Annotated in this window: 19 protein-coding genes; 13 read left to right on the top strand and 6 right to left on the bottom strand. The window is 62.9% G+C overall.

Annotation, left to right across the window (positions count from 1 at the left end; all coding sequences use genetic code 11):
• Positions 1 to 7: 7 nt before the first annotated feature.
• The 12 genes from NLN62_RS38725 (at position 8) to NLN62_RS38670 (ending at position 18,016) form a co-directional block, all read left to right on the top strand.
• Entirely contained in the window at positions 8 to 1,327 is a 1,320-nt protein-coding gene (locus NLN62_RS38725) for an ABC transporter substrate-binding protein (protein WP_027523889.1), read from the top strand.
• A 289-nt stretch (positions 1,328 to 1,616) separates the two neighbouring features.
• Positions 1,617 to 2,645: a helix-turn-helix domain-containing protein gene (locus NLN62_RS38720; RefSeq protein ID WP_254112216.1), complete on the top strand. Its 1,029-nt coding sequence runs from the start codon at positions 1,617 to 1,619 to the stop codon at positions 2,643 to 2,645.
• A gap of 179 nt (positions 2,646 to 2,824) precedes the next feature.
• Complete coding sequence (locus tag NLN62_RS38715) at positions 2,825 to 3,853, top strand: helix-turn-helix domain-containing protein (protein ID WP_051389794.1); 1,029 nt, start codon at positions 2,825 to 2,827, stop codon at positions 3,851 to 3,853.
• Between the two features lie 87 nt (positions 3,854 to 3,940).
• Positions 3,941 to 4,969, top strand: coding sequence for a helix-turn-helix domain-containing protein (locus NLN62_RS38710; RefSeq protein WP_254112215.1), 1,029 nt, complete (start codon positions 3,941 to 3,943; stop codon positions 4,967 to 4,969).
• Between the two features lie 193 nt (positions 4,970 to 5,162).
• Positions 5,163 to 6,014, top strand: coding sequence for an AraC family transcriptional regulator (locus tag NLN62_RS38705; RefSeq protein WP_254112214.1), 852 nt, complete (start codon positions 5,163 to 5,165; stop codon positions 6,012 to 6,014).
• 385 nt (positions 6,015 to 6,399) lie between these two features.
• The gene (locus NLN62_RS53730; protein WP_371933070.1) at positions 6,400 to 7,458 is read left to right on the top strand and encodes a hypothetical protein; all 1,059 of its coding nucleotides are present in this window, start codon (positions 6,400 to 6,402) and stop codon (positions 7,456 to 7,458) included.
• Positions 7,459 to 7,572: 114 nt separating this feature from the next.
• Positions 7,573 to 8,601, top strand: coding sequence for a helix-turn-helix domain-containing protein (locus NLN62_RS38695; protein ID WP_254112212.1), 1,029 nt, complete (start codon positions 7,573 to 7,575; stop codon positions 8,599 to 8,601).
• A 307-nt stretch (positions 8,602 to 8,908) separates the two neighbouring features.
• A complete protein-coding gene (locus NLN62_RS38690; RefSeq protein WP_254112211.1) occupies positions 8,909 to 11,737 on the top strand; it encodes an autotransporter domain-containing protein in 2,829 nt (942 codons plus the stop codon).
• Positions 11,738 to 11,957: 220 nt separating this feature from the next.
• Entirely contained in the window at positions 11,958 to 12,755 is a 798-nt protein-coding gene (locus NLN62_RS38685; RefSeq protein ID WP_254112210.1) for an outer membrane protein, read from the top strand.
• A 232-nt stretch (positions 12,756 to 12,987) separates the two neighbouring features.
• Positions 12,988 to 14,529: an outer membrane protein gene (locus NLN62_RS38680; protein WP_254112209.1), complete on the top strand. Its 1,542-nt coding sequence runs from the start codon at positions 12,988 to 12,990 to the stop codon at positions 14,527 to 14,529.
• 416 nt (positions 14,530 to 14,945) lie between these two features.
• Entirely contained in the window at positions 14,946 to 16,094 is a 1,149-nt protein-coding gene (rnd, locus tag NLN62_RS38675) for a ribonuclease D (RefSeq protein WP_027523884.1), read from the top strand.
• 290 nt (positions 16,095 to 16,384) lie between these two features.
• Complete coding sequence (locus NLN62_RS38670) at positions 16,385 to 18,016, top strand: tetratricopeptide repeat protein (RefSeq protein WP_254112208.1); 1,632 nt, start codon at positions 16,385 to 16,387, stop codon at positions 18,014 to 18,016.
• 70 nt (positions 18,017 to 18,086) lie between these two features.
• Here the strand turns inward: NLN62_RS38670 and NLN62_RS38665 are convergent, their stop codons facing one another.
• From NLN62_RS38665 to NLN62_RS38645, 5 genes are all read right to left on the bottom strand, one after another.
• Complete coding sequence (locus tag NLN62_RS38665) at positions 18,087 to 19,469, bottom strand: aspartate aminotransferase family protein (RefSeq protein ID WP_027523883.1); 1,383 nt, start codon at positions 19,467 to 19,469, stop codon at positions 18,087 to 18,089.
• 147 nt (positions 19,470 to 19,616) lie between these two features.
• Positions 19,617 to 19,799 (bottom strand): hypothetical protein, encoded by a 183-nt coding sequence (locus tag NLN62_RS38660; protein WP_156944386.1) that lies wholly within the window; start codon positions 19,797 to 19,799, stop codon positions 19,617 to 19,619.
• A gap of 26 nt (positions 19,800 to 19,825) precedes the next feature.
• Positions 19,826 to 20,389: a cysteine hydrolase family protein gene (locus tag NLN62_RS38655; protein WP_027523882.1), complete on the bottom strand. Its 564-nt coding sequence runs from the start codon at positions 20,387 to 20,389 to the stop codon at positions 19,826 to 19,828.
• Positions 20,390 to 20,414: 25 nt separating this feature from the next.
• The gene (locus NLN62_RS38650; RefSeq protein ID WP_027523881.1) at positions 20,415 to 21,032 is read right to left on the bottom strand and encodes a GNAT family N-acetyltransferase; all 618 of its coding nucleotides are present in this window, start codon (positions 21,030 to 21,032) and stop codon (positions 20,415 to 20,417) included.
• A complete protein-coding gene (locus NLN62_RS38645; RefSeq protein ID WP_027523880.1) occupies positions 21,019 to 21,636 on the bottom strand; it encodes a hypothetical protein in 618 nt (205 codons plus the stop codon). The genes NLN62_RS38650 and NLN62_RS38645 overlap by 14 nt, the downstream gene beginning before the upstream one ends.
• 66 nt (positions 21,637 to 21,702) lie before the next feature.
• Here NLN62_RS38645 and NLN62_RS38640 point away from each other — a divergent pair, with 66 nt between their 5' ends.
• The gene (locus NLN62_RS38640; protein ID WP_254112207.1) at positions 21,703 to 22,746 is read left to right on the top strand and encodes a LysR family transcriptional regulator; all 1,044 of its coding nucleotides are present in this window, start codon (positions 21,703 to 21,705) and stop codon (positions 22,744 to 22,746) included.
• 10 nt (positions 22,747 to 22,756) lie between these two features.
• On the opposite strand, the gene NLN62_RS38635 is transcribed toward NLN62_RS38640, so the two are convergent.
• Positions 22,757 to 23,923, bottom strand: coding sequence for an autotransporter outer membrane beta-barrel domain-containing protein (locus tag NLN62_RS38635; protein ID WP_254112206.1), 1,167 nt, complete (start codon positions 23,921 to 23,923; stop codon positions 22,757 to 22,759).
• Positions 23,924 to 24,046 lie beyond the last annotated feature (123 nt).

Raw genomic sequence — 24,046 nt, 5'->3', positions numbered from 1 at the left:
ATTTTCGATGCTGCTCTCCCGCCGGCTTGCGCTCGGCCTCACCATCGCAGGCGCCCTCGCCTTTCCGGCCTTTGCCGAAGGCCCGACCGAGATCGACCTGTTCTTCCCCGTCCCCGTCGACGGCAAGCTCGCCCGCGACATGGGCACAATGATCAAGGAATTCAACGAGACCCATCCCGAGGTCAAGGCGACCGCGGTCTATACCGGTTCCTATGACGACACGCTGATCAAGACGCGCGCCGCGATCAAGGCCGGCAAGCCGCCGGCGGCCGTGATCATGTCGGCGAACTTCCTCCTGGACATGCAGATCGAGAACGAGCTCACCAATCTCGATTCCCTGATCGCAGCTGACGGCACCACCAAGGCGCAATTTCTCGGCCAGTTCTTCCCCGCGCTGCACGGCAATGCCGTGATCAACCGCTCGGTCTATGGCGTGCCGTTTCACAACTCGACGCCGCTGCTCTACATCAACGCCGAGCACGCCAAGGAAGCCGGCCTCGATCCGGACAAGCCGCCGCAGACCTGGGCCGAGGTCACCGAGTGGGCCAAGAAGCTCACCAAGCGCGAGGGCGACAAGGTCACGCGCTGGGGCATCGAGATTCCCTGCGCCTACGACTATTGCGGCTGGATGATGGAGACGCTCACCATGTCCAATGGCGGGCGCTACTACAACGAGGAGTTCGGCGGCGAGGTCTATTACGACACGCCCTCGATGCTCGGCGCGCTCTCCTGGTGGAACGACCTCATCGCCAAGCACAAGGTGCATCCGCCGGGCGCAACGCCCGGCCCGGCCGTGAGCACCGCCTTCATCTCCGGCAACGCCTCGATGATGATGCTCTCGACGGGCTCGCTCACCTACGTGCGCGACAACGCCAAATTCCCCTACAAGGTCGCCTTCATCCCGCGCAACGTCCGCAATGCCGTGCCGATCGGAGGCGCCTCGTTGATCATTCCGGCGGGCCTCGAGGCCGACAAGCAGAAGGCAGCCTGGACGCTGATCAAATGGATGACCTCGCCGGAGAAGAGCGGCTGGTGGAGCCGCGCCACGGGCTATTTCGCCCCGAACATGGCCGCCTACAAGACGCCGGAGATGCTCGACTTCCTCGGCAAGAATCCGGACGCGAAGACCGCGGTCGACCAGCTCGAAGTCGCAAAACCTTGGTTCGCGACGTACAAGACCGTGCCGGTCCGCAAGACCCTCGAGGACGAGGTGATGCTGGTCCTGAACGCCAAGAAGCAGCCGAAGGACGCGCTCGCCGCCGCTCAGAAAGCCGCCGACGAGTTGCTCAAGCCCTACAACGCGGAGACCGCGCTGAAGCTGCCGTAAACTTCAGCGAGCACGAAACAGAAGACATCGGCGCCCCAGGACCTGGGGCGCCGTACTGATTCCGGCCCCCGGTAACAGCCGGTCTTGAGCCTGAGCCCCTGAACATGGTCAAGTGGGCCCGACCGCGCATTTCCCAAAACTTCCGACAGCTCTTCCCAAAAATTCCTTTTCTGCTGTCGCCTGCTCGTTTGGGCCCATATCGTGCTAGCGGCAGGTTTGTCGCACGCGAACCTGGTTACGTCGGAAGGGCACCAACTGCGCGCGTGGCAGATCGGAAAAACGTCGAGACATGGCAGAGCACCCACACAGCGGCATCCCCCATTCGGGCCTCGACACGCGTGGTCTCCCGGGAAAGCAGGCATTCACCCTCTGGCAGGAGCACCTGAGCCGGCACTACGACCTGCGCGCGCAGAAGGAATATCCGCAGGCCTTCGACGTCCGCGCGAACTTTTGGCAGCTCGGCAACGTTCTCCTCAGCGATTTTCAGGTGCCTTCCCAGGACTGGAGCCGCTCCCGCGCCTGCATCGGACGCGACGGGATGGACCTGTTCATGGTGCAGCTCTATCGCAAAGGCTGGAACGGCCCGCGCGACAGCGGAACGATGGCCCGCGCTGGCGACATCCTGATCTTCGACATGGCGCAGCCATCGGACAGGCGTGGCGGCGACAACGACACGCTCACTCTGTTCCTGCCGCGCAGCCTGCTCGGCCCGCATCTCAAGGCGCCCGATGAACACAATCTGCAGCTATTGTCATCGCGCGACCCGCTGGCCGCGCTTCTCCGCGATCATCTCGTAGGCCTTCACGCACGCTTGCCCGAGATGTCGCTTGACCAGGCTCAAGCGGTTCTCCCCGCCACCGTGCAATTGACCGCCGCGGCCCTCAACGGCAGGGTTCGCGAGGAACAGGCCAGCGGCGTACGGATGGCGATGTCCGAGCGGATCGGCTCCTACATCAACGCCCATATCCTCGCCCCCGACCTCAATCCGGAGACGATCGCCGCCCGCTTCGGCATGACACGGCGCAACCTCGGCTATCTCTTCGAATCCCAGGGCGGCGTTGCCGCCTACATCCGGCAAAAGCGCCTGTCGATGATCCGTGCGGCGTTGAGTGATCCGGCGCACAAGGGACAATCGATCGAAGCGATCGCCGAAGCGCATGGATTCAATCACTATCGCAGTTTTGCTCTCGCCTTTCAGCGGCAGTTTGGTGTCACGCCACGCGAGGTGCGCGCGCGAGGGGTCGAGCGCCAAGCCCTGTCGTCAACACCGGGCGACAAGCTTGCGGAGTGGGCGCGCTGGATCAGGAGCATGACGTGACGGGCTGGCGAACCTGCGCGGCGAAGACGCTCCCGTCCTCGCGATATCCTGATTCACGTCGTGCAATTTCTGATTTCTTGTCGCGTCTCAGCTTGTCCCATATCGTGCCAACGGCGGCGCTGCCGGTCTCAATCGGAAAGGCACTCATCGTTCGGGGGTGATTGGGACTTCGTTCAGGCATGACAGAGCACACAGACGGCGACATCCCCCATTCGGTCCTCGACACGCGCGGCCTGCCTGGAAAGCAGGGATTCGAGCTCTGGCAGGAGCATATGGGTCTGTACTACGACCTGCGCGCGGACAAGGACTCTGCGCAAGCCTTCGACGTGCGTGTGGATGCTTGGCATCTTGGCAAAGCTCTGCTGGCCAATTTTCAGCTGCCTCCGCAGGATTACAGCCGTTCTCGCGCGTGTATCGGACGCGATGGGACGGACGCCTACATTCTGCAGATCATTCGCAAAGGCTGGACCGCTTCGCGTGACAGCGACGCAATGGCTCGCGCCGGCGATATCATGATTTATGACATGGCGCAGCCATCGGCCAACCGCGGGGGCGATAATGAGCTGTTCGCCCTGCTCTTGCCGCGCAATCTGCTCGCGCCTCATCTCAAGGCACCGGACGAGCATAGTCTGCGGCAATTGCCGGCGGGCGACCCTCTTACCAGCCTTCTTGGAGAGCATCTCGTAAGCCTACGCGCGAATCTGCCCAGTATGTCGCTGGATCAGGCTCAAGCGGCCATGCCTGCCACCGTGCAACTGGTCGCGGCAGCACTGAACGGCACGGTTCGCGAAGCACAGGCTGGCAGCGTACGCATGGCCATGACCGAGCGGATCTGCACGCACATCAACGCCCACATCCTCGAGCCGAACCTCAATCCGGAATCCATCGCCGGCCGATTTGGCATGACCCGGCGCAATCTCGGCTATCTCTTCGAATCCTATGGCGGCGTTGCCGCTTATATCCGACACAAACGCCTGTCCTTGATACGCGCGGCCCTGACCGATCCGGCGCGCAAGGGAGCGTCGATCGAAACCATCGTCGAAGCGCATGGATTTAATCACTATCGCAGCTTTGCCCTCGCCTTTCAGCGACAGTTTGGTCTCACACCACGCGAGGTTCGCGCACTGGCGCACTTGGGCCATGCGCTGCCGTCAGCGCCCGACAGCAGGCTGGCGGACTGGACGCAATGGATCAGAGGCTTGAAGTGAGTTGGCGACCGAACGGCTGCCCCACACGAACCTTGCTCGATTGGATAGAGACCAACTGCTCGCGGCAGGTTAGAAATTCGTTCAGGCATGACAGAGCACACAGACATTAGCATCCCCCATTCGGTCCTCGACACCCGCGGTCTCCCGGGAAAGCAGGGTTTTGAGCTCTGGCAGGAGCATGGAGGCCTGTACTACGACCTGCGCGCGCACAAGGAACATGCGCAAGCCTTCGACGTACGCGTGGATGCCTGGCATCTCGGCAACGTTCTGCTCGCCAATTTTCAGGTGCCTGGCCAGGATTACAGCCGTTCTCGCGCGTGTATCGGACGCGATGGGGCGGACGTGTACATGCTTCAGATCGTTTGCAGAGGTTGGAGCGGCGCGCGCGACAGCGGCGCGACGGCGCGCACCGGCGACATCATGATCTATGACCTGGCACAACCATCCGTCAGCCGCGGAGGCGACAATGAGGTGTTCAGCCTGATCCTACCGCGCAATCTGCTCGCGCCTCATCTCGAGGCGCCGGACGAGCACAGCATCCACCAATTGGCGGTAGGCAACCCGCTGACCAGCCTGCTCGGGGAACATCTCATAGGTCTTCGCGCGCGTCTGCCCAGTATGTCGCTGGATCAGGCTCAGGCAGTCATGCCTGCCACCGTGCAACTGGTCGCCGCAGCACTGAACGGCACGGTTCGCGAAGAGCAGGCTGGCAGCGTACGCATGGCCGTGACCGAGCGCATCTGCACGCATATCAACGCTCACATCCTCGATCCGAACCTCAATCCGGAAGCCATCGCCAGCGGATTTGGCATGACCCGGCGCAATCTCGGCTATCTCTTCGAATCCTACGGTGGCGTTGCCGCTTATATCAGACGCAAGCGCCTGTCCTTGATCCGCACGGCCCTGGTCGATCCGGCGCGCAAGGGAGCGTCGATCGAGGCGATCGCCGAAGCGCATGGGTTCAATCACTATCGCAGCTTTGCCCTCGCCTTCCAGCGGCAGTTTGGTTTCACGCCACGCGAGGTGCGCGCCCTGGCACACGAGGGGCAAGCCCTGCCGCCAGTATCGGACAGCAGGCTTGCGGATTGGACGCAGTGGATCAGAGACTTGAAGTGAGCTGGCGGCTGAAACGCTGCATGCCCAGGCCCATCGTTTTCCCGCCCCTTCCCATTTTACTTCCCGATTTTTCCTATTTCGCGACGGCAGGTCATTCGATCTGTTCATCCTGCGCGCGCTCCGGCAGAACCATGAGACCGGCGTTGAAATCGGATCGGAATGATCCGGCATAGATTGATCGTAACAACCGTCCATGACTGCGACGAAGCCGACCTCCTCCCCCATCGCGATCTCGACGGAAGATATCCCGCCCCACCAGCGCCTCATCCAGTGGCGCAAAATCTACGGCCGCAGCATCGCTGGAGTAGACATCAAGCTGATCGACGACGAGCCGTTTCGTGCCAGCGTGACGTTCCAGGCTTTGCCGAGCACCGAGTTCGTCACTCGCTTCCAATCGGCCGCCATCTCCGGGATCGAACCGTCCACCAATACGATGCACAGCCACTGGAGTTTCCTGACGATCGTGCTCGCCGGGCCTAGTCTCCCGGCGCTGGTGCAGGTTCTCGATTCACCCTATCCAAGTCAGATCGCTGCCGACAACAACGCCCTTCAGCTCCTCATCCGTTACGTGAAAATGCTGCATGACGACGGTCCGCTCGACGACGCGGCGCTCGCGCAGGCCGTCGCAAACCAGATCATCGATCTCGTCGGGCTTGCAATCGGCACTGGCGCAGACGTCGCGCACGAGCCCCGGCAGCGCTGGGATGGCGCGGCGCGCCTGCGGGCCATCAAGGCCGACATCCGCAACTGTCTTGGCGATCGAACCCTGTCGTCCACGACGATCGCGGCTCGCCACGGTGTCAAGCCGCGCTACGTGCGCAAGCTGTTCGAAGGTGACGGCACGAGCTTGTCGCAGTTCGTGCTGGCGCTCCGTCTTCAACGTGCACTGGAGATGCTGAAGAACCCCGAATTTGCGGGTCATGAGATCAGGGCCATCGCGTTCGATTGCGGTTTCAGCGACATCTCGTACTTCAACCGGAGTTTCCGCCGGGCCTACGGCACGAAACCGTCTGATATTCGCGCGGCGATCTACCGCGCGAGCTGACGCTTAGGGCTCGCGGAGTGGACGCGCTGGATCAGGGACTTGAAGTGAGCTGTCGGCCGAACAGCCGCATGAAGATGCGCCTATAGCGACATGAATCGGAACGGTTATGTTCGCGACGCCACGCGCACGATAGCTGACTTCTGCCGCGCTCATGCAGCGCGCGATTCTCCGGTAGATCTACGGTGAGCAGGGATGCCGTGTCTTCCCTCAATTTCGTGTTTCATTTCCTGTCATTTCCAATTTCACGACAATTCGTTACCCGATCTGTCTTTCCCCACGCCTTCCGCCAAAGAAGAAGCACGAGTCAGGCTGCGCACGCGAACGAGCGTGATGCGTCCCTGGCAATGATGCGAGCTTGCTGTCTGAGGGACATGAGGAGACGACAATGTTGAAACGCATACGGACATGCCAAGCCGCATCCGCGGCTGTCGCAAGCTCTGGTCTACTGCAATTGAGGCGCGGGTGCCTGCCTACAGTTGGGGCCGCCCTCGGCGGACTCTTCCTGCTCCTCGCACCCGGCACGGCCTCCGCGCAGTTCATTTGCGTTGACGGATCAGCCTCGAATGGCGGATCAACCGCGGCAACCAGTGCCATGGCTTGCGGCGTTTCCCAGACCGCTTTCGGCCCGAGCAGCGTGGCTGTTGGCGCCGGCAACCAGGCGCTCGGCCAACAGAGTGTGGCCATTGGCAGCGCCAACACGGCAAGCGGTCAGTTCAGTGCTGCTGTCGGAACTTTGAACACGGCTAGCGGAGCCTCGAGTACGGCCGTCGGGGTCAACTCATCTGCAACCGCCGCTGGAACGATCGCCGTGGGAGCAGGGAGCACCGCGAGTGGGGTCTCCTCGACCGCGATTGGCGAGAATACGGCCGCCAACGGCACCGGCGCGATCGGCGTGGGCACTTCCGCGGTCGCAGCTTCGGCCGGCTCAATCGCTGTTGGTGCCAGAGCCTCTGCGACCGGCCTCGGCGCAATTGCCTCCGGCATAGCAAGCAGCACGAACGGCGTGGAAGCCAGTGCATACGGCTCCCGCAGCGTCGCCAGTGCCGACTATACGACCGCTGTCGGCATGACTGCGAGCGCGACCAACGTCGGCGCAACCGCCGTCGGCCAAGCAAGCCAGGCGAGCGGCGTGAGCGCCGCTGCGTTCGGCGCGGGCAGCATCGCCGGCGCCGACAATGCGACCGCAATCGGCACGACAGCGAGCGCGACAGGCGTCGGTGCAACCGCGCTCGGTGCGGGTGCGAGCGCTACCTTCGCCAACCGGCTTCGGTTTGCGGTGCTGGCCTATACTGACTCTGAAGCGAGCAGACGGTCGTCGCGGGCGCGCAATGCATTTGTTTGCCGCGCCATGAACCGGAGAGACCACGCGCAACGCGTCACGCATGCGTCAGCCGATCTTTGGCTCCCGCACGTAGCGCACGAGTCGCCTCTCTTCTGTCAGTGATTAGCTGCGCGCTTTTTCCCGCCGTTTCCTCTTTCGTTTCCCGTCATTTCCGATTTCGCGACAATTCGTTGCTCGATCTGTCCTTTCCGCACGCCTTCCGTCAAACAGACCGTGATGGCAGAGCAGCAGGACAAACACATACCCCGCTCGATTCTCGACACGCGCGGTCTCCCGGGAAAACAGGCACTCACCCTCTGGCAGGAGCACGCAAGCGTCATCTACGACGTGCGCACACCGAAAGAGTATCCGCAGGCCTACGACGTGCGCGTGGACGCCTGGCAAGTCGGCAACGTTCTCATCGGCGATGTCCACGTACCCGCCCAGGATTGGAGCCGCTCCCGCGCGTCTATCGCTCGCGATGGAATGGATCTGTTCATGGTGCAGCTTCTTCGCAAGGGCTGGAATCTCCAACGGGACGGCGGGGGGATGGTTCGCGCCGGCGACATCATGGTCTATGACATGGCGCAGCCGATAGACAGACGTGGCGCCGACAACCAGGCACTCATCCTGATGCTGCCGCGCAATCTGCTCGGCCCTCACCTCAAGGCGCCGGACGAACACAACCACCATGTGCTGTCGTCGATGGACCCGCTCGCGACGCTGCTCAGGACCCATCTCACCGAGCTTCACTCCCTTTTGCCTGCAATGTCGCTGGATCAGGCCCAGGCGCTCATACCCACGACCGTGCAACTGATCGCCGCGACGCTCAACGGCACGGTTCAGGAGGAACAGGCCGGACCCGTGCGCATGGCCATGACCGAGCAGATCAGTTCGTACATCAATGCCAACATCCGTGATCCCGGCCTCAATCCGGAAACCATTGCCGGCCGATTTGGGATGACACGGCGCAATCTCGGCTATCTCTTCGAGTCTCATGGTGGCGTTGCCGCTTATATCAGACGCAAGCGCCTGTCCCTGATCCGTATGGCCTTGGCGCATCCGGCGCACAAGGCACAGTCGATCGAGGCGATCGCCGAAGCGCATGGTTTCAACCACTACCGCAGCTTTGCTCTCGCCTTTCAGCGGCAGTTCGGTCTTACGCCACGCGAGGTGCGCACACTGGCGCACGAGGGCCAAGCCCTGCCGTCAGCACCGGACAGCAGGCTCGCAGACTGGGCTCACTGGATCAAAGGCCTGAAGTGACGGGGTCGCCAAGCCCCGCGACTGCACCGCAATAGTTGCGGCCCGCCGCGACATGAATCGAGGAGAACATGTTTGCAGCGCCACGCGCGGAATCGCTGCTTCAATCCAGATCTCGTCGCGCACGATTGCTCGCCATCCCCTAAGGCAATATGCGCGCTGTCCTCTTCCCTTAATTTCCTTTTTCATTTCCTGTCATTTCCGATTTCGCGGCAATTCGTTACTCAATCTGTCCTTTCTGCTCGCCTTCCGTCAAACAGACATGAGACAGGCCACAGTCGTGCCTGCGGAATGAATGACGGAATTGCAGATGATCTCGACAGGACGCGCGCGAAAGCCAGCCCATCCCTTCTCCCGCTTCATCCCGGGATCGCCACGTCCGCGGTCGATGAAGCGCTCGCATGCGCTTTCGCTGCTGCTGGCATCGACGGCGCTGACCGCCTTGATCGCGGCGCAACCGGCTGAGGCCGGAACTCCGGTGTGGACCGGGACCAATTCCTCGGACTGGTACGACACCGGCAATTGGAATCCAAATACCGCGCTGCCGAATTCGGGCGACATCGTGACCATCGACACTGGCTCTTCGAAGCCGGCCGATATCGTGGGCGGGGTCGCAACCGCAGCCAACATCATAGTCGGCAAAACGAGCAATGGCGCCAACAGCATCCTCACCGTCAATGGCGCCAGCCTAACGAGCACCGGCATCACTGTTGGCTCACTAACCTCAGCGACTCTTTCGCTCTTCAATGCTGGTTCCGTTCAAACCGGGACGACGACTGTCGGGCTTGGTTCAGGTGGTCGGGGCGTTATTAACATCGGCGATCCCGGTACAAGCTGGGTGAACAGCGGCGCGATGTATGTCGGCTATTTTGGTCAAGGCACCGTCAACGTGTCCGGCGGAGGCAGCTTGACAAGCGACACGATTGACCTCGGCGTTCAGTCGACTAGTTTTGCACTCAACACGCTTTCCGTTGCTGGAAGCGGATCAAGCGCCCAGATCAATAACGGCCTCGTTGTCGGCGATGCCGGCACGGGCCAGCTGTCCGTCGTTAACGGTGGCAGTGTCACGGTCGGCTCCTCCGCCGGAATTGTCGTCGCCTCGCAAGCTGGCTCCTTTGGCACCGTCTTCATCTCTCTCCCGGGCTCTACCTTGACGGCCCAGAGTTTGACTGTCGGTGCGAGCGGCTCTGCCTCTCTCTACTTGTCCGGCGGATCGCTTTCGATCAATAACGGTACAGGCGACATCACCCTGGCCCAGAACGCCGGTTCTTTCGGTACGCTCATTATCGGCAACGACATTGGCTCCCCCGCGTCGGCGCCTGGAACGATCAACGCGGCGACCATGACGATGGGTGCGGGTACCGCGGAGCTCGATTTCAATCACACGGGCACGAACTACGTGTTCAGCCCCGCGATCAGCGGCAGCGGCACCATCCAGCATGGCGGCGGCGTAACCACTCTGACGGGCGATTCCTCCGGCTTCACCGGAACGACCAACGTATCGGGCGGCACGCTGCTGGTAAACGGAACGCTCGGCGGCACGACGACGGTCAACGGCGGTACGCTGGGAGGGTTCGGCACGGTCGGAGATACGACGGTCAACAGCGGCACGTTGGCGCCGGGCAATTCGATCAGTTCGATCGGCACGCTGACCGTGCAGGGCAATCTCGTGCTCTCGGCGGCCGCGACCTATCTGGTCCAGGTCTCGCCGACGAGCGCGAATCTCACCAACGTCACGGGCACCGCGGATCTTGGCGGCGCGACGGTGAATGCGGTTTTCGCAGCCGGCTCCTACGTCACGAAGCAGTACACCATCGTCCACGCGGCCGGCGGCGTCAGCGGCACCTTCGCGACATTGGTCAACACGAACCTGCCGTCGGGCTTCACCAGCAGCCTGAGCCAAGACGCGACCAACGCATATCTCAATCTGACCCTGAACTTCGCGCTGCCCTCCACGTCGGGACTGAACGTCAACCAGCAGAACGTCGCCACGTCCATTACCAACTTCTTCAACGCGGGCGGCAGCGTGCCGATCGCGTTCGGCGGGTTGACGCCGGCCGGGCTGACGCAATTGTCCGGTGAAGTCGCGACCGGCTCGCAGCAGGCCACCTTCAACGCGATGGGCCTGTTCCTGGGTCTCCTGACCGATCCGGTCGCACGAGGCGACGGCGGCGTGGCTGCCGCGCCAGTCGCTACCGGATATGCCGACGAAGCCGGCGATGCGGCAAGACGCCGGACCGGCGACGCGTTCGCCATGGCGCTCAATCCGACGTCGCGAGCTCTGTACGAGCCGCGCTGGAGCGTTTGGACCTCGGCATTCGGCGGCTCGCAGTCGACGGACGGCCGCGCGACCATCGGCTCCAACGATACCACCAGCCGCATCTTCGGCGGCGCGGTCGGCGCGGACTATCTGTTCTCGCCGAACACGTATGCCGGTTTCGCGCTCGCCGGCGGCGGCACCAACTTCAGCGTCACCGGATCGGGCTACGGCCGCTCGGATCTCTTCCAGGCCGGCGCCTATGTGCGTCACACCAACGGGCCAGCCTACGTCACGGCCGCGCTCGCCTATGGCTGGCAGGATATCACCACCGATCGCACCGTGACCGTCGCGGGCATCGATCGCCTGCAAGCCAACTTCAAAGCCAATGCCTATTCGGGCCGCGTGGAAGGCGGCTATCGCGTCATCGCCCCATGGACGGGCGGCATCGGCATCACGCCCTATGCCGCGGCGCAGGTCACGATGTTCGACCTGCCCGGCTACGCCGAGACGGTCCTGGTCGGCACCGGCACCTCCGCCCTCACCTACGCGGCGAAGAGCGTCACGGATGCCCGTAGCGAGCTCGGCGTACGCATGGACAAGTCGTTCGCCGCGCAGGACGGTGTCCTCACATTGCGCAGCCGCTTCGCCTGGGCGCACGACTTCAATCCGGACCGCTCGGTGGCCGCGACGTTCCAGGCGCTGCCCGGTGCAAGCTTCGTCGTGAACGGCGCCGCGCAGGCCACGGATGCTGCGCTGGTCACGGCCGCGGCGGAGAAGAAGTGGCTGAACGGCTGGGCAGCCGCGGCAACGTTCGAAGGCGAGTTCTCGAACGTGACCCGCTCCTATGCGGGTAAGGGAGTGGTTCGGTATCAGTGGTGACAGGGATGCCGCCCAAGGGGCTTGCGCGTGATCGGTGGACAGGCAGGCCTCCCTTTCCCGCGCCTTCCTGTTTCACTTCCTGTCTTTTCCGATTTCGCGACAGCCCGTCGTTTGGCCTGTTCATCCTGCGCGCACTTCGGCAAAGACCATACGAGAGACATCTGAATCGGCCGCGACCGCGGCAGAGCCTGCCAAATAGATTGAGGTTGGGGATTTTGAAATGAAGAAACTTCTGCTCGCTCTGGCCGCAGTTACGGCGATAACCGGGTCGGCTTCGGCGGCGGACCTCGCGCCGGTCTACACAAAGGCTCCAGCGGCGGTCTATAGCTGGACGGGCTTTTACGTCGGCGGCAATGCCGGCGGACAATGGGGCAGCTCGGATCCGAGCACCTCGACCATATACGCTTCGCCGGGCTACTTCGGCTCCACCAGCGTTCCCGCCATCAATGCCGTTGGTGCCCAGCACATCAACAGCTCGAGCGTGACTGGCGGCTTCACCGCCGGCTACAACTGGCAGGTCAACAACGCCGTGTTCGGCCTCGAAGGGGACATCAACTATTTCGGCTTCAAGGGCAGCTCGAGCGGTACGGGGACGTATCCCTGCTGTGCGCCGGACACCTTCACGGTGAATTCCTCGGTGTCGGCCGACTGGCTCGCCACCATCCGCGGCCGCATCGGCTTCCTCGCCACGCCGAACTGGCTGCTCTACGCCACCGGCGGCGCGGCCATTGCTGACGTGAAGGCCAATTTCAACTTCACCGAAACGTTCTATCCTGCAACCGAATCAGGGACGATCCGCGACACCCGTGTTGGCTGGACCGCCGGCGTCGGTGGTGAGTATGCGGTCGGCAATGGCTGGTCGCTGAAGGCGGAATATCTTTACGTCGATCTCGGCCGCGCCACGACGACCAGCACGAACATCACGGGCGCATCGACCTCCTCCAACGTGTTCACCCACTCGGTCGATCTCAAATCGAACATCGTCCGCGTCGGCGTGAATTACAAGTTCGGCGGCTGATCTGATCGTGCTGCGGCGCCTGATCGCGAAAGCCCCGGCCGAGCCGGGGCTTTTTCGTTGCAGGCATCCTTCCCGCGATTTCCTGTTTCACTTCCTGATTTTTCCGATTTGACGACCGCTCGTTGTTCGGACTGGTCTTCCTGCGCGCGCTTCGGCAAGACCATGCGAGGGGAATCTGAATCGGCCGCGACCGCGTCGGAGCCTGCCAAACGGATTTGGGTTGGGGATTGAAATGAAGAAGCTTGTGCTCGCTCTGAGCGCGGTCACGGCAATGACCGGGTCGGCCTCGGCGGCCGACCTCGCGGCCAAGCCCTATCTGAAAGCACCGGCGCCCGTCGCCGGACCGAGTTGGACCGGTTTCTATGTGTTTGGCGGCGGTGGTGGTGGTCTGTGGGCCGCCGACAGCAATGAAGTGGCGGTAGGAGCTGGATTTGGCGGATTTCCGGCTGGGACCAGGCTCACGCGTGATCAGCGCCTCGGCGGAAGCGGTTGGTTTGGTACTGTCGGTGCCGGTTACGATTGGCAATCCAGCAACTGGGTGGTCGGCATCTTTGGCGACGGCCAATTCGGCGACATCCGCGGTTCGCTGTCCGACGCTTACTTCGCCCTGGAGGGCCGTGAAAAATTGCGCACCAGCTACGCGGCCGGCGCGCGCCTTGGTTATCTGGTTGCGCCGAATGTGCTGTCCTATGTCAATGGGGGCTACTCCGGCTCGGATTGGTCGGGAGCCACTCTGACCACGTTGTACGCAGTGCCCGTACCTTCTGTCACTACGGCGACCTCGTCGTTTCGGCGTGACGGCTGGTTTGTCGGTGGTGGCGTCGAGAACAACCTCAATATCTTCGGCATCAACGCCCCCGGCTGGTTCATGAGGACCGAGTACCGCTCGGCCTACTACAACCGCATCGCTTTGCCTGAGACCAGGACCGATAACGGCCTGCTGACGGGCACCGCCGTCACCTTCAAGCCGTGGGTGCAGACCATCAGCACTTCGCTGGTCTACCGCTTCAACTCGGGCGGCCCGATCGTTGCGGCAACCGACCTCGCAGCCCGGCCCTATGTGAAAGCGCCGGCGGCCGTTGTCGAGCCGAGCTGGACCGGCTTCTATGGCTTCGGCGGCGCTGGCGGCGGCCTGTGGAATGCTGACAGCAACATCGTCGCCACCTCGACCGGCGGCCTTGGACCGGCCGGCACCGTGCTAGCGCGCGACCAGCGACTGGGCGGCAGCGGTTGGTTTGGTACGGTCGGCGCCGGCTATGATTGGCAGTTCAGCTCCAACTGGGTGGCCGGTATCTTTGGCGACGGTCAGTTCGGCGATATCCGGGGTTCGTTGAGCGAAACCATCGTTTTCGCGGAAGGTCGCGAAAAGCTGCGCACCAGCTACGCAGCGGGCGCTCGTCTGGGTTATCTGGTCGCGCCGAACGTACTGTCCTACGTCAACGCGGGTTACTCGGGCTCGCAGTGGTCCGGGACCACTCTATCCGCCTTCGACGACGGCACGCCCTACCACACCACGCCTTCGTTTCATCGTGACGGCTGGTTCGTCGGAGGCGGCGTGGAGAACAGTCTCAACCTTTTCGGTATCGCTGCCCCCGCCTGGTTCATGAAGACCGAGTATCGCTCGGCGTTCTACGATCGCATCAGCTTGCCCACCACCGATGTATTTGGCCGACCGGGCGGCAGCGCGCTTACCTTCAAGCCCTGGGTCCAGACCATCAGCACCTCGCTGGTCTACCGCTTCAACTCGGATGGCGCGGTGGTCGCGAAGTACTGATCCGATCAGCATCTCGAACATCAAAGCCCCGGCATCGTCCGGGGCTTTTCCGTTGGGGAGCAGCGCCGGTGCGGGCCCTGAGTTAACTCCCCGTCCACCATCCGGCCCGCCCAGCCGCCGGTAACCACGACAATTAACAGACCGTCAATTCGGCCCCGACAAGTCTAGCGATCTTTCGGGGAGTTTGGCCGTGGATCTGTTGGTTTTCGAGTTTCTGGGACTGGCGATGCTCGCCATGTGCGTGGTCGTGGTGGCGCTGCCGTGCGGACGCAAGCCCTCGCAGCGGATCCGCTACGAGTAGGATTTTAAGCCGGTCAGAGCGATTCCGCCCGAATTCAAGGCCCGAATTCGTTCCAACCCCCTTGACATCACAGCACTTTCGGCAGAACGGCTGATGTACGTGTCATGGGCCGTTCATGGATCTGATTACCACCACCGCTGACCTTGCCGCTGCCTGCAGCCGTCTGGCCGAGCACCCCGTCATTACCGTCGATACCGAGTTCCTGCGCGAGACCACCTACTACCCGCTCCTGTGCGTGGTGCAGATGGCGAGCCCGAAGGAGGCCGTGGTCATCGATGCCCTCGCCGAGGGCATCGACCTCAAACCCTTCTTCGAGCTGATGGGCAATGAGAAGGTCCTGAAGGTCTTCCACGCCGCCCGCCAGGACATCGAGATCATCTGGCACCAGGCCAACATCATCCCGCATCCGGTGTTCGACACCCAGGTCGCGGCCATGGTGCTCGGCTATGGCGACAGCATCGCTTATGACCAGCTCGTCGAGAAGGTCACCGGCCACCGGCCGGACAAGACCCATCGCTTCACCGACTGGTCGCGCCGGCCGCTGACGAAGGAGCAGATGCACTACGCGGTGTCTGACGTCACGCACCTGCGCGAGGTGTTCGCCGCGCTCGACGCCGACCTGAAGAAGCGCCGCCGCAACGAATGGGTCTCCATCGAGATGGAGATCCTGACCTCGCCCCGCACCTACGACTTCCACCCCGAGCGCGCCTGGGAGCGGCTCAAGACGCGGGTGCGCAAGCCGAAGGATCTGGCGGTGCTGATGGAGGTCGCGGCCTGGCGCGAGCAGGAGGCGCAAAGCCGCGACGTGCCGCGTGGCCGCGTGCTGCGCGACGATGCGATCAGCGACATCGCGACCCACGCCCCGACCACGGTGGAGAAGCTTGCTCATCTACGCTCGGTGCCGAAGGGGTTTGAAAAATCCAGGTGGGGCGCGGACATCATCGCCGCGGTCGAGCGCGGGCTGGCGCGCGACCTCTCGAAGCTGCCGAAACTGGAGAAGCCGCGCAACAATTCCAACGGCGCGGCGATCGTCGAGCTGCTGAAGGTGTTGCTGCGGATGACCGCGGAGCGCCATGCGGTGGCGAGCAAGGTCATCGCGACCGTCGACGATCTCGAAGAGATCGCCGCCGACGACGAGGCCGACGTGCCCGCGCTGCGCGGTTGGCGCCGCGAGCTGTTCGGCGACGCCGCGCTGAAGCTGAAGCACGGCCAGCTCGCGCTCGCGATCGACAAGGGCCGCGTGGTCGGCGTCACCCGGGCGTAGGAGCCGGCGACTCTCGCAAAGTCGTCGTGGCGAAAGCCAGGTAGCCCTTTGCTGGACGCCCTCCCCACAGATCCGTACGTGCCCGATTGAGACATACGGCTCCCACCTCGGGTGGGTACCGCAGGCCGCGGATATGCGACTGGCGGTATGCGACCCACTACCCACGGCCGTGACCTCCACCTGCCCCAGAGCCAAATTTGCTCGCCGAAGCATAATCGTTTGCCCGAAACGCGGCTTGCGCCCGTTTAACACACGGTGCGGAACAAACCGTCCAACCGGAAAGGGCAGGTATGAAAGGGCAAACTGGAGAGGCCGCGCGCGCAGAAGCGATGGTCGCCCTTCTGAACCGTGGCAATCACATGATGGATCAGGGCGAGTTGGCCAAAGCGATCGAGGCCTATCGCGAACTGATCACCCTTGCTCCTCAATTTGGTCCGGGACATCGCAATCTCGCATTGGCGCTCGAACAGGTCGGAGAGCTTGCTGAAGCGCTATCGGTATGCCGCCATGCGGTAGAGATTCAGCCCGATGATCTCGAAGCCTATCTGATTATGGCCAGCCTGTTGCTCAGGCTTGAGCGGACAGATCAAGCGGTCTCCATGTACCAACTTGCCGCCTTGGCGGCGCCTGGCCGATCCGATGTCCAAGCCAGCCTGGCGGCCGCGTTGACCCGGCAGGGACGGCTGGATGAGGCGAGCGCAGCGTGCCAAAAGGCAATTGAACTCTCCCCGCAAAACGTCGGCGCGTATCTCAACCTCGGGATCGTTCACAGCAAGAGAGACGATTTCGAAGGCGCAGTCGAGATCTACAGAAAAGCGATCAGCATCGATCCGAATTCGCCCGAAGTCTCGACGAATTTGGGCGTGGCGTTGAGCAATCTAGGCTTGAGCCAGGCGGCGATAGCGACGTCCCGTCGCGCAATTGAGCTTAGGCCCGGCGACCCGATGCTTCACTACAATCACGCGATGCTTCTCCTCTTGGCTGGTGATCTCAAAGCGGGCTTTCGAGAGTTCGAGTGGAGGCATTCTCACCCAGCTCCGCGGTTCAGGCCTGGCGCATTCGATGTCCCTCGCTGGAGGGGAGAATGTCGCAACGGCCGGACCCTGTTGATTCATGCCGAGCAAGGACTTGGCGACACCCTGCACTTTGCTCGCTTCGTATCTGCAGCAGCCGCAACAGGAGGCCCGGTCGTTCTGCAGGTTCAGCCCCAATTGGTTGAGTTGTTACGAGACAGTCTCGACGTGACCGTGATCTCGCGCGACGAGCCAGCGCCACCGTTTGACCTGCACGTGCCGCTAATGAGCCTCGCCTATGAGCTCGGTACCAGCATCGAGACGATCCCGGCAGAACGACCGTATCTCAAGGCTGCGCCGGCAAGAATTTCTGCTTGGCAACGGAGGCTTGCCAAATACTCAGGCCTCAAGGTCGGGGTCGTTTGGGCAGGAAACCCCGGCCATCTGCATGACCGGAAGCGGTCTCTGCCGGCCGAAGCTCTTCTACCAAACCTTCTGATTCCCGGCGTCCAACTCTTCAGCCTGCAAAAGGAGGTCCGCACGAGCGACCGTCCGGTACTCGAACAGCTGAAGGACAGGGTTGTTGATTTGGAGCCTCTCCTGACGAACTTCGCGGAGACGGTGGCTGCTGCGAGCGTAATGGATCTCGTAATCACCGTGGATACAGCGGTCGCACATCTGGCAGGCGCACTTGGCAAGCCAACCTGGATTCTGCTGCCGCATATTCTGGACTGGCGGTGGTTCTATGAGCGGGAAGATAGTCCGTGGTACCCGACTACTCGCTTGTTTCGTCAACATCGCCCCGGGGACTGGGAAAGTGTGCTCAATCGGCTACCTCGAGAACTGGAGCGTCACGCGGCGGATGTCCGACCGCCGGCGGAGCAGCAACAGGCAATCTGCCAAGTCTGAGGTCCTGGCTTTCGCCAGGACGACACCGAAGGCGTGACCAACGCGCTTCGCTCACGATGACGCTCTTCCCCTAGGCCGGCGTCAGCTTTGCAGCCTCCGTCTTCATGTCGTCCAGCACGCCCGCGATGGTGCCCACGAGCTCGTCGATCTGGCTCTTGGTGACGATCAGCGGCGGGCAGATGGCGATGGCCTCGAGCATGTTGCGCGAGATGACGCCGCGCTCCTGGAGCATGCGCGCCGCGATGCCGCCGACTGCGCCCGGCGTCGCCGCGGCCGTCTTGCGCTGCTTGTCGAGCACGAGTTCGATCGCGGCGATCATCCCGACGCCTCGGACCTCACCGACGAGCGGATGGCTCGAAAGCTCGCGCAGCCGCGCCTGCAGATGGGCTCCCGTCTCCGCAGCATGCGCAACCAGGCCGCGCTCCTCGATGATCTTGAGGTTTTCCAGCGCGACTGCCGCGCCGACCGGGTGACCGCCTGCCGTGAAACCGTGGCCGAGAACGCCGATCTTGTTGCTCTCGTCCGCAATCGGCTCGAACATCCGGTCATTCATCAGGACCGCCGAGAACGGGAAATAACTCGAGGTGATCTGCTTGGAGACGACGATCGCGTCGGGCTTGATGTTGTATGTGTCGCAACCGAACATCTTGCCGGTGCGGCCGAAGCCGCAAATGACCTCGTCGGCGACGAGCAGGATGTCATACTTCTTCAGGACTTGCTGGACCTTGTCCCAATAGGTCGCGGGCGGAACGATCACGCCGCCTGCCCCCATCACCGGCTCGCCGAAGAAGGCCGCGATGGTGTCCGGACCTTCCTTCACGATCAGCGCTTCCAGCTCCTCGGCGCGCCGCGTCGCAAAGGCTTCCTCGCTCTCGCCGGCCTGGCCGTCCTTGTAGAAATGCGGCGAGCCCGTGTGCAGGATGTTCGGCAACGGAAGATCGAAGGAACGGTGATTGTTCGGCAGGCCCGTGAGGCTTGCGGAGGCGATCGTGACGCCGTGGTAGGCGCGCATGCGGCTGATCACCTTCTTGCGCTGCGGCTGTCCGAGCGCGTTCGAACGATAGGCGATCAGCTTCAGCACCGTGTCATTCGCCTCCGAGCCGGAGTTGGTGAAGAACACCTTGCTCATCGGCACCGGCGCGAGCGCGACGAGCTTCTCGGCGAGATCGATCGAGGGCCCGTGCGATTTCGCGGAGAACGTATGATAGAACGGCAAGGCCTGCATCTGCCGGTACGCGGCCTCGACCAGCCGCTTCTCGTTGAAGCCGAGCCCGACGCTCCACAGGCCGGCCATCGCCTCGAAATAGCGCTTGCCCGCGGCGTCGAAGACATAGGGCCCCTCGCCGCGCTCGATCACCAGCGGGCCATTCTGCTGATGGGTGCGCGCGTTGGTATAGGGATGGAGCTGGTAGGCGACATCCCGGGCTTCTTGCGAATTGGGCAGCATGGTCATCACATCATTCCTTCAGCCTTCGGCGCGCGCCGAAACGGAGCTCGTCTGTCGACTACATCGTCACTTGGCTATTGCGGCGCGGCTCAACTTGCAACGTCAATTCGTCGGCAGCACAGCAGCGTTGCAGGAAACGGATAAAGCGTGGGTTCAGGCGGCTCCGTCATCGTCGCCGCCATCCGAGGCAGCCTCGGCCGCCTCGCGCACCTCGACGAGCGCCATCGAGAGCAGATAGACGGTCGTCGACAGGCCCAGCCGGCGCGCCGTTTCAAGGGCGAGCGACAGATCGCCTACGAGACTTTCCAGCTCTTGCCCCCGGGACAATGTCGTCAATCACCCTCGTCGCGGACCGCGCCCGTCTACACCGCGATGGCGCCGCTGGTCCTGATGAGCTCGGCGCTGGGACGAAGTGTAGCAAAATTGCTGATCACGTTCACCACCGACTGCTTGTAGTCGGCTGCATCGCCATGGCCCGGATGGCGGCAGGCGACGGCGTCGGTGACAACCTGGTAGCGATGGCTCCTGTGAAAACCGTCGACCACTGTCGCCAAAATCGTCTCGTCGAGCGAGAAACCGAGCAGTACGCAGCGGATGTTCCGGATGTTCGCGCTGTAGTCGGCAAACCGCGCGGAACTGTAGGCCGACGGCAGCGGATGCTCGAACGTGATCTCGCCCGGTCGCGGCTTCAGCTCGACAATCCAATCGGTCAGCTTGGATGCCGGATTGAACCAGGCGGCCTGCGCAATGCGCTTGAGGTGCATCACCGGCCAGAGATTGTCGCGCCACAGCGTCAACAACTCCAGGCAGCGCGAGGTCGTGGCGTCGCCGTCGAGAATGACATGGCGACGCCCGGGGGTCAGATATTCGACCTGCAGATCGGCGCAAACCAGGATCGGCGGATCGTCGTGAATGAAGTCCGGCATCTTCTTGTTCGTAGCTGCACCAATTTCAGCGGGCCATCGAGAGGTTACGCAGCGGCGATGTCACCGCCCGTCCAGCTGAGGCATCGAGCACCCCCGGCCGATCCCAATCGCCCTCGGGGCGGATGATCACGTAAGGATCACTGTCCAGCGTGATCGCGTCCGGCCCCGGCTCGATCTCGAGCACCATCTCGGTATAGGAAAAATCCGAGAAGGTGATCTTGCGATTGTGGCCGAGCGGCTTGGCGCCGAAATGGGCCCAGAAGTCGACCAGCCGGTCCTGCGCCTGCCCATAAATCTTGCGGAAGCCCTTGCGCTTCACATATTCGACGCTCGCCTGGACGAGCTTGAACGACACGCGCGAGCGCCGGTACTGGTGCCGCACCGCGAGCCGCTCGACCTTGGCGAACTCGCCGAAGAAGCGAACCCGCAGGCAGCCGGCGGGCTCATTGCCGATGAAGCCGATGAAATGCGCGGCGACCAAATCGTTGCCGTCGAACTCTTCCTCGAAAGGACAGTCCTGCTCGGCGAGATAGACCGCCGAGCGGATGGCCGTGACCAGCATGAGGTCGCTGGGATCGCGCGCGATGCGGATCGTGATGGCACGCGAGTCGGGTTTGGCTAAAGGAATTCTAGTGCCGTGCATCTGCAAAACTCCCTGCTTCGATCTTAGCCCCCGGCCTGCGCATAGGCAGTCGATTCCATGGCCGCTCGTAGCACCAGAGGTCAGGCTGGAAGCTCGCGATAGGCTCGAAACCCGTCGCTTTCATGATGTCGCGTCCGGCCGCCGTCGATGGCTGCGCGAAACAATCGGCGCTTCGTAACCGCGGCTGCCGCAGATGCGCGGCCGCCTTGCCGAGTCCAGCGATGCCGCGGCCGGTGGCTGCGATGGCCCAGATGTAGGTGGCCGAGACCTCCTCGTTGCCGGATGCGAGATGCCGGATGTCGGGCTCGGTCAGACAGATCTCGTCGAGCAGCAACGCGTCATGGCCGCGCTCATTGAGAAACAGGAAGGCCATGCCACCGACCAGCGCACCGTTACGGGTGAAGGTCAGAAGGCATTGGGAATCGAAGGTGAAATAGCGCGCAAGTTCCTGCTCGCCGATCCGCACGCCGGGGACTAACCGGTGCGCCATGTCGGCAAGCGCGGCAATTTCGGAAAATTGCGCACAATGGACATCGATGTCTGGACTGAGCGGCAGCGCGTCAAATTCATGCCTTGCGGCAAACGAGCCCCTTTCCATAGCCATCTTGCCCCTCTATCGTTTCGCCCCATCCCGTTAGGATGAGGAGCTTACCGGGTAAGGAACAAGTGTATGCAGCAACTATTGCACCGGGGTGCTGCGATGACGCAGCACCGCAGCGACGAGTCCCTCGATGCATCCTGGGACGATTTGAAGCTGTTTTTAGCTTGCGCAAAATATAAAAGTTTCCGCAACGCCGCCGAGGAGCTCGGCCTCACCTCGACGACGCTGATGCGCCGGATCGACCGGCTCGAAGAGAGCATCGGCTGCAAGCTGTTTCTGCGCGACCAGAGTGGATTGACGCTGAGCGACGAAGGCACGGCGATGATCTCCGACGTTACGTTGATGGAGCGTCACGCTTTCAATGTGTTTCGCCGCGCCTCGCGCAGTTCGAGCGATGCGACGGGCACCGTGCGCGTCGCAGTCACTGAAGGGCCCGGCAATTTCTGGATCCTGCCGCGGCTGATCGACTTCCAAAAGACCTATCGCAAGATCACCGTCGACCTGCGCTGCGCAATGGAGCAGGCCGATGTTGCGCGCCTGGAATCCGATATCGCGATCCAGCTGGAGCCGCCGACCAATCCGGATCTGATCGTGGCCAAGCTTGGCCGGCTGCACATCTATCCCTTCGTCTCGAAGGAGTACGAGAGCCTGCACGGCGTGCCCCGCACGCTTGCCGAGTTGCAGAACCACCGGATCATCAAGCAGAGCGCACCGCAAGTCGACGACACCGCCTATGCCCGCATCCTGGGGCTCAAGTCGCTCGAGGGCATCGTCGGGATCAAGACCAATTCATCGGTCGGCGTGCTCTATGCGGTGGAACGCGGGGCCGGCATCGGCTTTCTGCCGACGGTGTCGATCGCACTCGGCGCGCCGCTCGTCGCAGTCGATCTCGGCGTCAGTCACCACGCCGATCTCTGGCTCACCTATCACAAGGAATTCCGCGCCTCCGAGCGGCACAAGATCGTGGTTGAGTGGCTGAAGAAGATCTTCGATCCGCGTGCCTATCCCTGCTTCCGCGATGAGTTCATCCACCCGAACGCGCTGGTGCCGATGATGGCGTCGGCTCGAGAGAGCTTTGGCCTGACGGGCTATGTCGCGACGACGCCGAGGTGATCGGCAGCGGCTACCATCTGTATTCGAAGCCGACCGTGCCCTGGTGCGAGGTGAACTCGTTGCGGAACTTGCCGTCATAATTGACGTAGAGTCGCGCGGTGTTGGTCAGGCTGAGCGAGGCCGACGCGCCAGCGTCGAGGCCGTAGCGGCTCTCGCCGATGCCTGGCACCACGAGGCTCTGCCTGCCCAGGCTGACCTGGATCGATCCCAGGTCCTGATAGAAATTGTCGACGAACTTGCCGTAGGCGGACAGATCCAGAATCTTCTGGTCGAAGATGAAGTAGCGCCCAACCTCGGCGCCGAGCATCACGCGCGCGCGTGCGAGTGCGGACGAGCCGACGGTCAGGGGAAAGAGGCTGCCCGTCTCCTGGAACGAGGCGCTGGTGGCGCGAACATATTCCAGCGCACCTTTGGGGACGAAGCGGGTCTGGTCCTGGGTCCAGTAGTAGCTGATCTCGGTCAGCGCGCCGTCGATGGTGGCGCGATAGCCCGCGGTCGCAAAGCCGAAGCCGCTGTCCCGGCTGGAATGGACGTTGCCGAAGCCATGCACGAGCGCAAAGGCCCAGGTCCAGGGCCCCTTGTCGACCGAGCCGTTGATGCCGAGCTGGGTCAGATCCAGCGATGCCGATTGCAGCGCCAGGGGCACATCGATGTCGGTGTGGCTCTGGTCGACGGAGAAGCCGAGATTGACCCCCGGCGCGAGCCGCGCGCCGAAGCCGGCCACCCCGCCAACGGTCTTGCGCTTGTCGCCGACGAAGTCGCCCTGCGCCTCGGTCCGCATCGAAATACCATAGCCCTCGAACCAGGTCCGGTAGCGCGGCCCTTCCGCCGCCTCCGCTGCGCCGCCGCCGCCGGGGTTGGTGCGGGAGGTCCGGTCGAAGCCGTTCGAAGCCTGGTTGCCCAGTCGCTCCAGAAAATTGGAGCCGAGGTTGAGCGTGGTGTTGCCCGTCGACCGCCCGTAGTTCATCGCGGTCGGCGTTGGTGACGGTGTAGGTGTCGGGGTGGGCGTCGGGGTCGCCGTGGGGGTCGGCGTCGGTGTAGGCGACTGCGCATGCGCCGGGGCAGCCATGATCATCAGGAAGAACGCAAAGGCGACCGCCATGACGCTCGCGGCCCGCCGGACAACACCCGGCCGGCGCGTCCGCCATGTCCCTGAAGGCTGCGATAGGCAGCGCATAACGACACAATTCCCAAAGCAAATGGCGACACGCAAAAATGCAACACGCATCGCGGCACCTGGAACGATTTGCGCTGAACCGGCGTGAAGGGTCAATCGCTTGGGCGGCGTTGAACGGGTGGA

Origin of the sequence: Bradyrhizobium sp. CCGUVB23 (assembly GCF_024199885.1) — a bacterium.
In the GTDB taxonomy this organism is placed as follows: domain Bacteria; phylum Pseudomonadota; class Alphaproteobacteria; order Rhizobiales; family Xanthobacteraceae; genus Bradyrhizobium.
Note: the sequence above shows the minus strand (reverse complement) of the source record. Positions and strands in the feature narration are given on the sequence as shown.

What these genes read in the sequence shown, in the direction of transcription:
- NLN62_RS38725 (WP_027523889.1), top strand. Translation starts at nt 8, where the DNA reads ATGCTGCTCTCCCGCCGGCTTGCGCTCGGCCTCACCATCGCAGGCGCC.
- NLN62_RS38720 (WP_254112216.1), top strand. Translation starts at nt 1,617, where the DNA reads ATGGCAGAGCACCCACACAGCGGCATCCCCCATTCGGGCCTCGACACG.
- NLN62_RS38715 (WP_051389794.1), top strand. Translation starts at nt 2,825, where the DNA reads ATGACAGAGCACACAGACGGCGACATCCCCCATTCGGTCCTCGACACG.
- NLN62_RS38710 (WP_254112215.1), top strand. Translation starts at nt 3,941, where the DNA reads ATGACAGAGCACACAGACATTAGCATCCCCCATTCGGTCCTCGACACC.
- NLN62_RS38705 (WP_254112214.1), top strand. Translation starts at nt 5,163, where the DNA reads ATGACTGCGACGAAGCCGACCTCCTCCCCCATCGCGATCTCGACGGAA.
- NLN62_RS53730 (WP_371933070.1), top strand. Translation starts at nt 6,400, where the DNA reads ATGTTGAAACGCATACGGACATGCCAAGCCGCATCCGCGGCTGTCGCA.
- NLN62_RS38695 (WP_254112212.1), top strand. Translation starts at nt 7,573, where the DNA reads ATGGCAGAGCAGCAGGACAAACACATACCCCGCTCGATTCTCGACACG.
- NLN62_RS38690 (WP_254112211.1), top strand. Translation starts at nt 8,909, where the DNA reads ATGATCTCGACAGGACGCGCGCGAAAGCCAGCCCATCCCTTCTCCCGC.
- NLN62_RS38685 (WP_254112210.1), top strand. Translation starts at nt 11,958, where the DNA reads ATGAAGAAACTTCTGCTCGCTCTGGCCGCAGTTACGGCGATAACCGGG.
- NLN62_RS38680 (WP_254112209.1), top strand. Translation starts at nt 12,988, where the DNA reads ATGAAGAAGCTTGTGCTCGCTCTGAGCGCGGTCACGGCAATGACCGGG.
- rnd (WP_027523884.1), top strand. Translation starts at nt 14,946, where the DNA reads ATGGATCTGATTACCACCACCGCTGACCTTGCCGCTGCCTGCAGCCGT.
- NLN62_RS38670 (WP_254112208.1), top strand. Translation starts at nt 16,385, where the DNA reads ATGAAAGGGCAAACTGGAGAGGCCGCGCGCGCAGAAGCGATGGTCGCC.
- NLN62_RS38665 (WP_027523883.1), bottom strand. Translation starts at nt 19,469, where the DNA reads ATGACCATGCTGCCCAATTCGCAAGAAGCCCGGGATGTCGCCTACCAG.
- NLN62_RS38655 (WP_027523882.1), bottom strand. Translation starts at nt 20,389, where the DNA reads ATGCCGGACTTCATTCACGACGATCCGCCGATCCTGGTTTGCGCCGAT.
- NLN62_RS38650 (WP_027523881.1), bottom strand. Translation starts at nt 21,032, where the DNA reads ATGCACGGCACTAGAATTCCTTTAGCCAAACCCGACTCGCGTGCCATC.
- NLN62_RS38645 (WP_027523880.1), bottom strand. Translation starts at nt 21,636, where the DNA reads ATGGCTATGGAAAGGGGCTCGTTTGCCGCAAGGCATGAATTTGACGCG.
- NLN62_RS38640 (WP_254112207.1), top strand. Translation starts at nt 21,703, where the DNA reads ATGCAGCAACTATTGCACCGGGGTGCTGCGATGACGCAGCACCGCAGC.
- NLN62_RS38635 (WP_254112206.1), bottom strand. Translation starts at nt 23,923, where the DNA reads ATGCGCTGCCTATCGCAGCCTTCAGGGACATGGCGGACGCGCCGGCCG.